The 12,936-nt window shown below is 46.7% G+C and carries 14 protein-coding genes; all 14 read left to right on the top strand.

Annotation, left to right across the window (positions count from 1 at the left end; all coding sequences use genetic code 11):
• Positions 1–3 precede the first annotated feature (3 nt).
• The 14 genes from atpA to HMPREF9380_RS06715 all read left to right on the top strand — a co-directional run bounded on the left by atpA (position 4) and on the right by HMPREF9380_RS06715 (position 12,921).
• Positions 4–1,509, top strand: coding sequence for a F0F1 ATP synthase subunit alpha (atpA, locus tag HMPREF9380_RS06780; protein WP_002895997.1), 1,506 nt, complete (start codon positions 4–6; stop codon positions 1,507–1,509).
• A gap of 15 nt (positions 1,510–1,524) precedes the next feature.
• A complete protein-coding gene (locus HMPREF9380_RS06775; protein WP_002932972.1) occupies positions 1,525–2,406 on the top strand; it encodes a F0F1 ATP synthase subunit gamma in 882 nt (293 codons plus the stop codon).
• 38 nt (positions 2,407–2,444) lie between these two features.
• Positions 2,445–3,851 (top strand): F0F1 ATP synthase subunit beta, encoded by a 1,407-nt coding sequence (atpD, locus tag HMPREF9380_RS06770; RefSeq protein ID WP_002895993.1) that lies wholly within the window; start codon positions 2,445–2,447, stop codon positions 3,849–3,851.
• Between the two features lie 7 nt (positions 3,852–3,858).
• A complete protein-coding gene (locus tag HMPREF9380_RS06765) occupies positions 3,859–4,281 on the top strand; it encodes a F0F1 ATP synthase subunit epsilon (protein WP_002904155.1) in 423 nt (140 codons plus the stop codon).
• 176 nt (positions 4,282–4,457) lie between these two features.
• The gene (locus HMPREF9380_RS06760) at positions 4,458–4,688 is read left to right on the top strand and encodes a DUF1146 family protein (protein ID WP_002895990.1); all 231 of its coding nucleotides are present in this window, start codon (positions 4,458–4,460) and stop codon (positions 4,686–4,688) included.
• A gap of 67 nt (positions 4,689–4,755) precedes the next feature.
• Positions 4,756–6,036: a UDP-N-acetylglucosamine 1-carboxyvinyltransferase gene (murA, locus tag HMPREF9380_RS06755; RefSeq protein WP_002917491.1), complete on the top strand. Its 1,281-nt coding sequence runs from the start codon at positions 4,756–4,758 to the stop codon at positions 6,034–6,036.
• Positions 6,029–6,211, top strand: coding sequence for a DNA-directed RNA polymerase subunit beta (locus HMPREF9380_RS06750; protein WP_002895988.1), 183 nt, complete (start codon positions 6,029–6,031; stop codon positions 6,209–6,211). The genes murA and HMPREF9380_RS06750 overlap by 8 nt, the downstream gene beginning before the upstream one ends.
• A gap of 58 nt (positions 6,212–6,269) precedes the next feature.
• Positions 6,270–7,130: a DNA/RNA non-specific endonuclease gene (locus tag HMPREF9380_RS06745; RefSeq protein ID WP_002932978.1), complete on the top strand. Its 861-nt coding sequence runs from the start codon at positions 6,270–6,272 to the stop codon at positions 7,128–7,130.
• A 176-nt stretch (positions 7,131–7,306) separates the two neighbouring features.
• Complete coding sequence (locus HMPREF9380_RS06740; protein WP_002932981.1) at positions 7,307–8,026, top strand: matrixin family metalloprotease; 720 nt, start codon at positions 7,307–7,309, stop codon at positions 8,024–8,026.
• 4 nt (positions 8,027–8,030) lie between these two features.
• Positions 8,031–8,396, top strand: a complete 366-nt coding sequence (locus tag HMPREF9380_RS06735; RefSeq protein ID WP_002932983.1) for a hypothetical protein — start codon at positions 8,031–8,033, stop codon at positions 8,394–8,396.
• A gap of 99 nt (positions 8,397–8,495) precedes the next feature.
• Positions 8,496–10,391: an ABC-F family ATP-binding cassette domain-containing protein gene (locus tag HMPREF9380_RS06730; protein WP_032907293.1), complete on the top strand. Its 1,896-nt coding sequence runs from the start codon at positions 8,496–8,498 to the stop codon at positions 10,389–10,391.
• Between the two features lie 45 nt (positions 10,392–10,436).
• Positions 10,437–10,793, top strand: a complete 357-nt coding sequence (locus tag HMPREF9380_RS06725; RefSeq protein ID WP_002932987.1) for a hypothetical protein — start codon at positions 10,437–10,439, stop codon at positions 10,791–10,793.
• A gap of 4 nt (positions 10,794–10,797) precedes the next feature.
• On the top strand, positions 10,798–11,661 hold the full coding sequence (locus tag HMPREF9380_RS06720; protein ID WP_002932988.1) for an Rgg family transcriptional regulator: 864 nt from the start codon (positions 10,798–10,800) through the stop codon (positions 11,659–11,661).
• 78 nt (positions 11,662–11,739) lie between these two features.
• A complete protein-coding gene (locus HMPREF9380_RS06715; RefSeq protein ID WP_032907295.1) occupies positions 11,740–12,921 on the top strand; it encodes an MFS transporter in 1,182 nt (393 codons plus the stop codon).
• The last annotated feature ends 15 nt before the right edge of the window (positions 12,922–12,936 follow it).

Here is a 12,936-nt window from a genome sequence, read left to right on the forward strand (position 1 = left end):
ATTTTGGCGATTAACGCACAAGAAATCAGCGCTTTAATTAAGCAACAAATTGAAAATTTCCAGCCAAATTTTGACGTCACAGAAACAGGGGTCGTCACTTATATTGGTGATGGAATCGCGCGTGCTCATGGTCTGGATAAGGCTATGAGCGGAGAGCTCTTAATCTTTGAAAATGGCTCTTATGGTATGGCGCAAAATCTAGAGTCGACCGATGTTGGGATTATCATCTTGGGAGACTTTACAGACATTCGTGAGGGAGATACCATTCGCCGGACTGGTAAAATCATGGAAGTTCCTGTGGGCGAGGCCTTGATTGGACGGGTTGTTGATCCGCTGGGGCGTCCTGTTGATGGACTTGGTGATATTGTCACGGACAAGACACGTCCGGTTGAAACACCGGCTCCGGGTGTCATGCAGCGTAAGTCAGTATCTGAGCCTTTGCAGACAGGTCTCAAGGCTATTGATGCCTTGGTTCCGATTGGCCGTGGCCAGCGGGAGCTGATTATCGGGGACCGTCAGACTGGGAAGACGACCATTGCTATTGATGCTATCCTGAACCAGAAAGGTCAGGATATGATTTGTATCTATGTGGCGATTGGTCAGAAAGAATCTACAGTTCGTACGCAGGTAGAAACGCTGCGTCAGTATGGTGCTTTGGACTATACGATTGTCGTGACAGCCTCTGCTTCACAGCCGTCGCCCTTGCTTTTCCTAGCGCCTTATGCTGGTGTAGCGATGGCAGAAGAGTTCATGTATAATGGCAAGCATGTTTTGATTGTCTATGATGACTTGTCTAAGCAGGCGGTGGCCTATCGTGAACTGTCCCTCTTGCTCCGTCGTCCGCCAGGCCGTGAGGCCTTTCCAGGAGATGTTTTCTATCTACATAGCCGTCTCTTGGAACGTTCAGCCAAGGTTTCTGATGAGCTGGGCGGTGGTTCAATTACAGCTCTGCCATTTATTGAAACGCAGGCAGGAGATATTTCGGCCTATATCGCGACCAACGTGATTTCAATCACTGACGGACAAATTTTCCTCAGCGACAGCCTGTTCAATGCTGGGGTACGTCCGGCCATTGACGCAGGTTCTTCTGTATCACGGGTTGGGGGTTCTGCCCAAATCAAAGCTATGAAGAAAGTAGCTGGAACCCTGCGTATCGACCTGGCTTCTTATCGGGAGCTGGAGGCCTTTACTAAGTTTGGTAGTGATTTGGATGCAGCAACGCAGGCCAAACTCAATCGTGGCCGCAGGACTGTAGAAGTCTTGAAACAGCCGATTCATGAGCCGCTGCCGGTTGAAAAGCAGGTCGTGATTCTCTATGCTTTGACCCATGGTTTCTTAGACAGTGTGCCAGTAGACGATATTCTGCGCTTTGAGTCAGAACTATTTGCCTACTTTGATGCACATCAAGAAAGCATTTATGAAACCATTCGGACAACGAAAGACCTTCCAAGTGAAGAAGTCTTGGATGCTGCCATTACTGAGTTTATTGACCAGTCTAGCTTCAAATAAGAATAGAGGTGTCAGATGGCAGTTTCATTAAATGATATTAAAAATAAAATTGCATCCACGAAAAACACCAGTCAAATCACCAATGCCATGCAGATGGTTTCTGCTGCTAAGCTGGGAAAATCTGAGGAAGCAGCTAAGAATTTTCAGGTCTATGCCCAGAAAGTGCGTAAGTTAGTTACGGATATGCTGCATGGCCACGAGGCAGAAAATGCCCGTCATCACTCGATGTTAATCAGTCGGCCAGTTAAGAAATCAGCCTATATCGTCATTACTTCTGACCGCGGGCTGGTAGGTGGCTACAATGCGACTATCCTTAAGGCTTTGATGGAGCTGAAAGCTGAGTACCATCCGACAGGAGAGGACTTTGAAGTCATCTGTATCGGAAGTGTTGGTGCTGATTTCTTCCGAGCTAGGGGCATTCAGCCGGTTTATGAGCTGCGTGGTCTAGCCGACCAGCCTAGCTTTGATGAGGTCCGTAAAATTATTAGCAAGACCATTGAGATGTATCAGAATGAGCTCTTTGATGAGCTCTATGTCTGCTATAACCACCATGTCAACAGTCTGACCAGTCAGATGCGGGTGGAGCAGATGCTGCCAATCATTGACTTGGATCCTAATGAAGCTGATGCAGATTATACGCTGAATCTGGAACTGGAGTCCAGTCGGGATTCTATCTTGGACCAACTGCTACCCCAGTTTGCAGAGAGCATGATTTACGGTGCCATTATTGATGCCAAGACGGCTGAGAATGCTGCCGGTATGACTGCTATGCAGACAGCGACAGACAATGCTAAAAAGGTTATCAGCGATTTGACTATTCAGTACAACCGCGCTCGGCAGGCTGCCATTACGCAGGAAATTACTGAAATCGTGGCGGGTGCAAGTGCCCTGGAATAAGGCCACAAATGAATTAGAAATTAAACGAGGGAAAAAACATGAGCTCAGGCAAAATTGCTCAGGTTATCGGGCCGGTCGTAGACGTTGCGTTTGCTGCTGGAGACAAGCTACCTGAGATAAATAATGCACTTGTAGTCTATAAAAATGATGAGAAAAAATCAAAAATCGTCCTTGAAGTAGCTCTTGAGCTTGGTGACGGTGTGGTGCGGACCATTGCCATGGAGTCGACCGATGGTTTGACGCGTGGTTTGGAGGTCTTGGATACTGGTCGTCCGATTTCTGTGCCAGTTGGCAAGGAAACTCTGGGGCGGGTGTTCAATGTCCTTGGGGATACTATTGACTTGGATGCGCCTTTTGCAGAAGATGCAGAGCGCCAGCCGATTCATAAAAAGGCACCGACCTTTGATGAACTATCAACTTCATCAGAAATCCTGGAAACAGGGATCAAGGTTATCGACCTCCTAGCTCCTTATCTGAAAGGTGGGAAGGTTGGTCTCTTTGGTGGTGCCGGAGTAGGTAAGACTGTCCTGATTCAGGAATTGATTCACAACATTGCCCAAGAACATGGAGGGATTTCTGTCTTTACGGGTGTTGGTGAACGGACGCGTGAAGGGAATGACCTCTACTGGGAAATGAAAGAATCTGGCGTTATCGAAAAGACCGCTATGGTCTTTGGTCAGATGAATGAACCGCCAGGAGCTCGGATGCGGGTTGCTCTTACCGGACTGACTATCGCCGAATATTTCCGCGATGTGGAAGGTCAGGACGTGCTGCTCTTTATTGACAACATCTTCCGCTTTACGCAGGCTGGTTCGGAAGTGTCTGCCCTTTTGGGCCGCATGCCGTCAGCCGTTGGTTACCAACCAACACTTGCAACAGAAATGGGACAGTTACAAGAAAGGATCACATCGACCAAGAAAGGTTCCGTTACTTCCATCCAGGCTATTTATGTGCCAGCCGATGACTATACTGACCCTGCGCCAGCGACAGCTTTTGCTCACTTGGACTCTACGACCAACCTAGAACGGAAATTGGTTCAGCTGGGGATTTATCCAGCTGTGGATCCACTCGCTTCCAGCTCTCGTGCCCTTTCACCAGAGATTGTCGGAGAAGAGCACTATGCAGTGGCAGCAGAGGTTAAGCGGGTCTTGCAACGTTATCATGAATTGCAGGATATCATTGCTATCCTTGGTATGGACGAGTTGTCAGATGATGAGAAGACGCTGGTTGCACGTGCGCGCCGGATCCAGTTCTTCCTGTCACAGAACTTCAATGTGGCGGAGCAATTTACCGGCCAGCCAGGCTCTTATGTACCAGTAGCTGAAACGGTTCGTGGTTTCAAAGAAATCCTTGAAGGTAAGCACGATAAGCTGCCAGAAGACGCCTTCCGTGGTGTGGGCTCCATCGAGGATGTATTGGCCAAGGCTGAGAAAATGGGATTCTAAGAGGTGAATGATGGCTCAAATGACAGTACAAATCGTGACACCGGATGGTCTTATTTATGATCACCATGCTGCATTTGTTTCCGTAAAGACCATTGATGGCGAGCTGGGGATTTTGCCCCGCCACATCAATACCATCGCTGTTTTAGAAGTGGATCAGGTTAAGGTGCGCCGGGTTGATGATGACAAGCATATCGACTGGATTGCGGTCAACGGCGGAATCATTGAAATTGCAGATAATGTCATTACCATTGTGGCAGACTCAGCTGAGCGTGAGCGAGATATCGACATTAGTCGGGCTGAGCGAGCTAAGCTCCGAGCTGAGCAAGAAATCGAAGAAGCACATGATAAGCATTTGATTGATCAAGAACGCCGGGCTAAGATCGCCCTGCAGCGGGCAATCAACCGGATCAATGTCGGAACAAGATTATAAGAAGCTATTTTGTCTAGATTGATGGAAGTCATCTTTCATCTGACGAGATTTGGTTTCTTGAATACAAACTGAATACGCAAAACTGAGGCAGGTCTGTCTCAGTTTTCTTTTCCAAAGAAAAAGGGCAGGACTGTTTAGTTCGTCTCTTATTCGGGTCTTGTGGTATAATAAAAGTTATGGTAGAAGTTGTTTTTAAATTATGCAGTCATTTGCTCTTTATTTTCTTTGCCTTTCATCTGCTGTCAACTGTTGTTGAGTGGGAGAGATTTTTCAAGGTTAATGCCGATAATGCGATGAAGATTCGCTTTTTGATTCTCTTGTTCAGTATTGCCTTGGGCTATTTAGTCAGCCTTTTTTTCATTGGTATTTACGATATGAGCCGGGCGATTTTTAACGGTACTTTATAAGGTCATATTTTTGATTTTATGGTATGATAGTATGGATGATTTTAAAAATTTAGAGTAAGGAATCGGTATGGAAAAAATTATTATTCAAGGTGGAGATAATCGCTTGGTCGGAAAGGTCAAGATTGAAGGAGCAAAAAATGCGGTCCTGCCTCTCTTAGCAGCGACAGTCTTGGCTAGCGAAGGTCAGTCTGTTTTGAAAAATGTTCCGGTCTTGTCTGATGTCTTTACCATGAACAATGTGGTCCGCGGTTTAAACACTCAGGTGGATTTTAATCAGGAAGAAAATACAGTTGTTGTGGATGCCACCCAGCCCTTGTCTGAGGAGGCGCCTTACAAATACGTCAGCAAAATGCGGGCGTCTATCGTTGTTTTGGGGCCAGTTCTGGCTCGTAATGGTCATGCTAAGGTTTCCATGCCAGGCGGCTGTACGATTGGCAGCCGGCCTATTGACTTGCACCTGAAGGGCTTAGAAGCCATGGGAGCTCAGATTACCCAGACAGCGGGTTATATCGAAGCGAAGGCAGAGCGACTCAAGGGTGCCCACATTTACATGGACTTTCCTAGTGTGGGAGCAACGCAAAACATCATGATGGCTGCAACGCTGGCTCAAGGCACGACAGTGATTGAAAATGCTGCTCGGGAGCCTGAAATCGTTGACCTAGCCCTCTTTTTAAATGAAATGGGAGCCAAGGTCAGAGGAGCAGGTACTGAGACTCTGACTATTGTCGGAGTGGATCAGCTGCGAGGGGCCAAGCATAATGTGGTTCAAGACCGTATTGAAGCAGGAACTTTTATGGTTGCTGCAGCTATGACCAGCGGTGACCTGCTGATTGAGGATGCCATTTGGGAGCACAATCGTCCCTTGCTTTCCAAAATGCAGGAAATGGGAGTGGAAGTGACAGAGGAAGATGAAGGGATTCGGATTCGTTCCGATGTTTCGAAGCTGAGACCGGTTTCGGTCAAGACCCTTCCTTATCCAGGCTTCCCAACGGACATGCAGGCTCAGTTTACGGCGCTCATGGCTATGGCCAAGGGCGAGTCTACGATGATTGAGACTGTCTTTGAGAACCGCTTCCAGCATCTGGAGGAAATGCGTCGGATGGGGCTGCACTCTGATATCATGCGTGATACAGCTCGTATCTGGGGCGGTGGCAGTCTTCAGGGAGCTGAAGTCATGTCAACTGACCTTCGGGCCAGTGCGACTTTGATTCTGATGGGCTTGATTGCTGAAGGCGAGACTAAGGTCAGCAAGCTCGTACACTTAGACCGAGGCTACTATAAATTCCATGAGAAATTGGCAGCCTTGGGAGCCAAAGTGAAGCGTGTAAAGGAAGAAGACGATGAGTGAAAATCTTAAATATTTAGGCCGGCAGATTGGCCTTGTTCTGTTGGTTCTCTTGGTAGCCGTGATTCTCTTTTTCGTGTCTCTGATGATTGGCTATAACATTATCGGAAACGGTAAGGGCTCAGTTTTTTCACCAGAAACCTGGCAAGAATTAATCGGGAAGTTTACTGGAAACTAGATCCTAGTCGAAAAGACTGGCTGAAATGAATCCAGTTTGCTAAGTTGAAAGAAAAAAGATGAAAAGAAAGACTAGTCAGAAAAGGAATTCTAAGAGCCTGCAAGGCTGGGCTGGGCTGACTCTGGCTTTGATTTTAGCTCTGGCTGGCTATTTCTGGGGACAGGAAGGTCAGCAGCCACTTCAGAGTCCAAATTCAGAAATCAGGGTTGGGCAAGTCCAAGATCAGGGCACTCCAAGTCAGGAACTGGCTGAGAGCGTTCTGACGGATGCTGTCCGAGCTCAGCTCAAAGGCAGCATTGAATGGAATGGAGCTGGCGCCTTTATCGTTAATGGTAATAAAACAGACTTGGATGCGGGGATTTCTAGTAAGCCCTACGCTGACAATAAGACCAAGTTTGTTCAAGGGAAAACCCTTCCGACGGTGGCGAATGCCTTTTTATCCAAGTCTACCCGCCAGTACAAAAAACGGGAAGAAACTGGAAATGCCAACACTTCATGGGTACCGGCAGGCTGGCATCAACTCAAGAACCTCCCTGGTGAGTACAATCATGCTGTGGACCGAGGACATCTCTTGGCCTATTCGCTGATCGGTGGTTTGAAGGGCTTTGATGCCTCCACTAGCAATCCTGCCAATATCGCTGTGCAGACGGCCTGGTCCAACCAAGCCAATGAAGGGGACTCGACAGGGCAGAATTACTATGAGACAAAGATCCGGAAGGCTTTGGATAAGAACAAGCGAGTGCGCTACCGGGTAACCTTGATTTATGCCACGGAGACTGATTTAGTGCCAGTTGGTTCTCATCTAGAGGCCAAGTCCAGCGATGGCAGTCTGGAATTCAATGTCTTTATCCCGAATGTGCAAAAAGGGATTCGTTTGGACTATAATAGTGGCAGGGTAAGTCAGGAGACGGGTTCTTAATTTTATACTCAAAAATGGATTTGCAAAGAGTATTCAATAGTATGAAAAGAAATGGTTGCAGATTTGTAGTCATTTTCTTTTATACTAATAGATGAAAGAAGGCGAATTTTTCAGTCTTCTTTAAGAAAGCGGTGGTAAAATCAACGTTCTCTTACAATCTAGTAAAGGAGGTTGCGATGAGACTTATTTTTAAAAGCATCCGGTTCCTCATGCGTCTGATTGGGCGCGTGGTTTGGGGACTTGCTTGGTCCTTTGTCCTGAGCTTTATGGTTATTGTCGGAATTTTCTATTTTACCACTTCGACAAAACCGGGTACAGAGGGACTGACGCAGGCTGTTCAGACAGCTGTTGGCAGAGTGGATCAATTTTTAAATCACCAAGGCATTTCCACGGGGCTTCACAGCAGTGAGGAGACGCAGACGGATCAGCTGACAGATGAGCATGCAACAACAGGGGCTCGTTGGGATCAGCCAAGCGCCACAATTTACATCGATACAAATAATGAAACCTTCCGTTCAGCCTATAAGGAGGCCATTGATTCTTGGAATCAAACAGGTGCCTTCACCTTTCAAATCATCAATGACAAAGACAAGGCGGACATTGTTGCGACGGAGATGAACGATGGCAATGTCAGTGCAGCTGGTGAAGCTGAGTCGCAGACCAATCTCCTAACCAAGCGGTTTACCCATGTCACGGTTCGCCTTAATAGTTACTACCTGCTGGACAGTCGCTATGCTTATTCTCATGAGCGGATTGTCAATACAGCAGCGCACGAATTGGGCCATGCTATTGGATTAGACCATAATGAGGAGGAGTCAGTGATGCAGTCAGCAGGCTCATTTTACAGTATCCAGCCGACAGATATCCAGGCTGTAAAAGACTTGTATCAATCGTAAGCCTATGTTAAAATCTATTTTTTATTTGATTCGACATTTTCCAGAGCAAGTTTTTCTCTTTGTTTTTAACTCAGGAATCTTTGTCTGGCTATGGAAAAGCGGTAATGAGATTGCTAACCAGCTAGGTGTGACAGCGGCTTGGGAAAATCATATTCCGGCGCCCATTCAGCTCTTCTTCGGCCAGAATATTGAGGCGGTTCAGGGCTTTTTTCACAATTCCGCCTTTATGTGGCTAGTCGGATCCATGATTATCCTTCTGGCTATTCGTATAATCAAGGGAATGATTAAATTTGTTGTCTTTGCGGTTCTGATTCTGCTGGGAATTTATCTGATTTTGCAGAATCAATCTATTCTCAATAGTTTTATGTAAGGCAGTCAGCTATGACTGTCTTTTTTCTTTTGGGGAGCTGAGTTCGCTTTCTCTTGAATTCTGATAGCTGTGCTTCTGGAAATCTGCTATAATGGTCTTATGATTATTTTACAAGCAAGCAAGATTGAGCGCTCTTTTGCAGGGGAGCTTCTTTTTGACAATATTAACCTGCAGGTGGATGAGGGTGACCGGATTGCCCTCGTCGGTAAAAATGGAGCTGGGAAGTCAACCCTGCTCAAGATTTTGGTGGGTGAGGAAGAGCCTACTTCTGGTCAGATCAATAAAAAACGAGACCTGTCTCTGTCCTATCTGGCTCAGGACAGCCGCTTTGAGTCGGAGAATACCATCTACGACGAGATGCTGCTGGTCTTTGATAGTCTGCGTCAGCAAGAGAAGCGCTTGCGGCAGATGGAACTGCAAATGGGAGAATTGTCAGGAGAAGAATTGACTGCTCTAATGACCCAGTACGATGAGCGGTCAGAGGACTTTCGCCAGAAAGGTGGTTTTACCTACGAGGCTGATATTCGAGCGATTTTAAATGGCTTCAAGTTTGACCAGTCTATGTGGCAGATGAAGATTTCTGAGCTTTCAGGCGGGCAGAATACCCGTCTGGCTCTGGCTAAGATGCTTTTGGAAAAGCCAGAGTTGCTGGTACTGGACGAGCCGACCAACCACTTGGATATCGAGACCATTGCTTGGCTGGAGACTTACTTAGTCAACTACAGCGGTGCCCTGATCATCGTCAGCCACGACCGCTATTTCCTAGACAAGGTTGCGACCATCACGCTGGACTTGACCAAGCATTCCTTGGATCGCTATGTGGGCAATTACTCTAGCTTTGTGGTCCAAAAGGAGCAGAAGCTGGCCACTGAAGCCAAGAACTACGAAAAGCAACAGAAAGAAATCGCTGCGCTGGAGGACTTTGTCAATCGCAATCTGGTCCGGGCCTCTACTACCAAGCGGGCTCAGTCCCGCCGCAAGCAGCTGGAAAAGATGGAGCGTTTGGACAGGCCGGAGACCGGCAGTCGATCGGCTAATATGACCTTCAAATCCGATAAGGTTTCGGGAAATGTTGTTCTAACTTTGGAAGACGCAGCTATTGGCTATGGCGAGGAAGTTCTATCGGAGCCAATTAACCTTGACATTCGCAAGTTCAATGCGGTCGCTATTGTCGGACCAAATGGGATTGGAAAGACGACCTTGATTAAATCACTAATCGGGCAAGTACCCTTCATCAGAGGCAAGGAACAGCTGGGGGCTAATGTGGAAGTGGGCTACTATGACCAGACCCAGAGTAAACTGACTGCCAGCAATACGGTACTTGATGAGCTATGGAATGACTTCAAGCTGACGCCAGAGGTCGAGATTCGCAATCGCTTAGGCGCTTTCCTCTTCTCGGGAGACGATGTCAAGAAGTCTGTCGGCATGCTATCGGGTGGAGAGCGGGCGCGTTTGCTCCTAGCCAAGCTGTCTATGGAAAACAACAACTTTCTCATCCTAGACGAGCCGACCAACCACCTGGACATTGACAGCAAGGAAGTGCTGGAAAATGCCCTAATTGACTTTGACGGCACCCTGCTCTTTGTCAGCCATGACCGTTACTTTATCAATCGCGTGGCCACTCAGATTATCGAGATCTCTGAGACAGGCTCTACCCTTTATCTGGGTGATTATGACTATTATCTGGAGAAAAAGGCAGAGCAGGAAGCCTTGCGTGAGGAGACGGAGCAGGCCAGTCCTGACAAGCCTGCCCCAGCCAATGACTATCAGCTTCAAAAGGAAAACCAGAAAGAACAGCGCCGGCTGGCTCGCCGCCTAGAGCAGCTGGAAGCGCAAATCGAGGACTTGGACAGTCAGATCAGTCAGCTACAGGAAGCCATGCAGGCCACTAATAATGCTGCCGAACTCATGGAGAGCCAGCAGCAAATCGACCAGCTGACTGCCGCCCAAGAAGAAGCCCTGCTCGAATGGGAAGAACTGGCAGAGAAGGTGTAGTATTTTTAGGGGCAGTCAGTCCGCCCGCTTTGAAAGGAGCTACTGATGACGACAGAAAACGATTGGATTATGCGGCAGATCAAGGGAGCGGCCAATATGCTTGGTTCAGCTCTGCGCCTAACAATCCAGCATTTAGATCTGGGGCAGTTTGAAGATGAGCAAGGCCGGCAGCTTGATGGAGCTGATTATTTGCAAGAGCTGCTGGAAAGCGAGCATTTTGCAGAGGCTGCTGATTTCGTTCAGGCCCAGATGAAGCGCCTGCCTTTCCATCAATATGAGATACTGGCGGACCAGTTCTTGCTTTATCTGGCCAGTCTGGAAGCCCCAGCAAAAGACCGGAATGGCTTGGATGAAGCCTATTTACAGGATTTGGAAAAGCAACTGAAGGAATTTAAGTGGTAAACAAATGGAAGATTTAGGCAAAGTTTTTCGTGATTTTCGTTTAAATGGGCATTATTCTTTGAAGGAAGCGGCGGGTCAGGTTTGCTCGACTTCTCAGCTGTCTCGTTTTGAGCTGGGTGAGTCGGACATGACCCTCTCGAAATTTTTAGATCTCTTGGATAATATTCATGTGACTCTTGAAAATTTTATGGACAAGGCACGGAATTTCCAGCAACATGAACACGTGGCCATGATGGGTAAGATTATCCCTCTTTACTACTCAAATGACATCAAGGGATTTCAAGACTTGCAAGCAGAGCAGTTGGAAAAGGCCAAGGCCAGCAGTGCGCCTCTTTACTATGAGCTGAATTGGATTTTGCTTCAGGGCTTGATTTGTCAGCGAGACAGTCAGTTTCACATGAGGCAAGAAGATTTAGATAAGGTGGCTGATTATCTTTTCCAAGTGGAAGACTGGACTATGTATGAGCTGATTCTCTTTGGCAATCTCTATAGTTTTTATGATGTGGACTATGTCTACCGTCTGGGCAAGGAAGTCATGGAGCGAGAGGACTACTACAAAGAAATCGGTCGCCATAAGAGACTAGTCTTGATTTTAGCGCTCAATTGTTACCAGCACTGTTTGGAAAGTCGTTCTTTTGATAAGGCTAGTTATTTTGAGGATTACGTAGAGAAAATCATTGGCAAAGGCATCAAACTCTATGAACGCAATGTGTTCCTCTATCTCAAGGGTTTTGCGGCTTATCAGAAGGAGCAGAAGAAGCAGGGCATCAAGCAAATGCAGGAAGCCATGCATATCTTTAAAGTGCTGGATTTACCTGAGCAGGTCGCCTATTATCAAGAGCACTTCGATAAGTTTGTAAAAGTATAATTTCCCAAATATGGGAAAAATATAGAACCTCCCTCCATTCCTGATACAATAGTTTCAGAAATGGAAGGAGGTATTTTTATGAATCGACAGGCAGCACAGCTGATTACACGGGCTGCTATTAATAAAATTGGGAATATGCTTTATGATTATGGGAATAGCATCTGGCTTGCTTCTTTGGGAGCTCTGGGACAGACGGTCTTGGGCATTTACCAGATATCAGAGCTAGTTACTTCCATCTTATTCAATCCTTTGGGGGGAGCTATTACGGACCGCTTTTCCAGACGTAAGGTGCTGATGGTAACAGATTTGATTTGTGCCGCTCTTTGTCTGCTGATTTCTTTTATTTCAAATGACCAGCTCATGATTGGAGCGCTGATTTTTGCTAATGTGGTTCAGGCTATAGCCTTTGCTTTTTCTAGGCCAGCTAATAAGTCTTATATTACCGAAATTGTGGACAAGGAAGACATCGTGGCCTACAATTCTCATCTGGAATTGGCCTTGCAGGTTATCAGTGTCTCAGCTCCAGTTTTATCTTTTATCGTGATGCAGTATGCAAATTTGCGCGTGACCCTTCAGCTGGATGCTCTTAGCTTCTTTCTGGCTTTTGCCTTGGTTTACTTTCTGCCTAATTATGAGCCAAGCAAGCAGAAGTCTCCCATCAATCTTGGCAATATCCTGAGAGATATCAAGGAAGGGCTAGTCTATATCCGTCAGCAAAAAGAAATCTTCTTTCTGCTCTTGGTAGCTTCTGCAGTCAATTTTTTCTTTGCGGCCTTTAATTATCTATTGCCTTTTACCGATCAGCTCTATGAAAAGACAGGCTCTTATGCAACTATTCTGAGTTTGGGTGCTTTAGGCTCAATCATCGGAGCCATTCTAGCCAGCAAGGTTAAGGCCAGTATGGGAAATCTACTCCTAGCTCTGCTATTGACAGGTATCGGAGTCGCAGTCATGGGCATCTCTACCTTGCTACCAGTTCATCCCTATTTTTCTTATTCTGGTAATCTGATCTGCGAGCTCTTTATGACTGTTTTCAACATTCATTTCTTCAGCCAGGTTCAGACCAAGGTGGACAAGCAGTATCTAGGCCGCGTTTTCTCAACGATCTACACGCTGGCAATTCTTTTCATGCCTCCTGCGACTTTTCTGATGACTCTTCTGCCGAGTGTCCACACCGTTTCCTTTCTTCTGATTGGTTTCGGAGTGATGGGATTGGCTTTGATTTCCTACCTTTATCAAAAGAGAATACAAAAAGACTAGGCTGGAATAATTTCC

The organism is Streptococcus sanguinis SK49, assembly GCF_000212815.1.
GTDB lineage: Bacteria > Bacillota > Bacilli > Lactobacillales > Streptococcaceae > Streptococcus > Streptococcus sanguinis_C.

Bases quoted from the DNA above. Each gene is read 5' to 3' on its own strand.
- atpD (WP_002895993.1), top strand. From the start codon at position 2,445: ATGAGCTCAGGCAAAATTGCTCAGGTTATCGGGCCGGTCGTAGACGTT.
- HMPREF9380_RS06715 (WP_032907295.1), top strand. From the start codon at position 11,740: ATGAATCGACAGGCAGCACAGCTGATTACACGGGCTGCTATTAATAAA.
- HMPREF9380_RS06720 (WP_002932988.1), top strand. From the start codon at position 10,798: ATGGAAGATTTAGGCAAAGTTTTTCGTGATTTTCGTTTAAATGGGCAT.
- HMPREF9380_RS06750 (WP_002895988.1), top strand. From the start codon at position 6,029: ATGAGTGAAAATCTTAAATATTTAGGCCGGCAGATTGGCCTTGTTCTG.
- murA (WP_002917491.1), top strand. From the start codon at position 4,756: ATGGAAAAAATTATTATTCAAGGTGGAGATAATCGCTTGGTCGGAAAG.
- HMPREF9380_RS06775 (WP_002932972.1), top strand. From the start codon at position 1,525: ATGGCAGTTTCATTAAATGATATTAAAAATAAAATTGCATCCACGAAA.
- HMPREF9380_RS06725 (WP_002932987.1), top strand. From the start codon at position 10,437: ATGACGACAGAAAACGATTGGATTATGCGGCAGATCAAGGGAGCGGCC.
- HMPREF9380_RS06760 (WP_002895990.1), top strand. From the start codon at position 4,458: ATGGTAGAAGTTGTTTTTAAATTATGCAGTCATTTGCTCTTTATTTTC.
- HMPREF9380_RS06730 (WP_032907293.1), top strand. From the start codon at position 8,496: ATGATTATTTTACAAGCAAGCAAGATTGAGCGCTCTTTTGCAGGGGAG.
- HMPREF9380_RS06735 (WP_002932983.1), top strand. From the start codon at position 8,031: ATGTTAAAATCTATTTTTTATTTGATTCGACATTTTCCAGAGCAAGTT.
- HMPREF9380_RS06745 (WP_002932978.1), top strand. From the start codon at position 6,270: ATGAAAAGAAAGACTAGTCAGAAAAGGAATTCTAAGAGCCTGCAAGGC.
- HMPREF9380_RS06740 (WP_002932981.1), top strand. From the start codon at position 7,307: ATGAGACTTATTTTTAAAAGCATCCGGTTCCTCATGCGTCTGATTGGG.
- HMPREF9380_RS06765 (WP_002904155.1), top strand. From the start codon at position 3,859: ATGATGGCTCAAATGACAGTACAAATCGTGACACCGGATGGTCTTATT.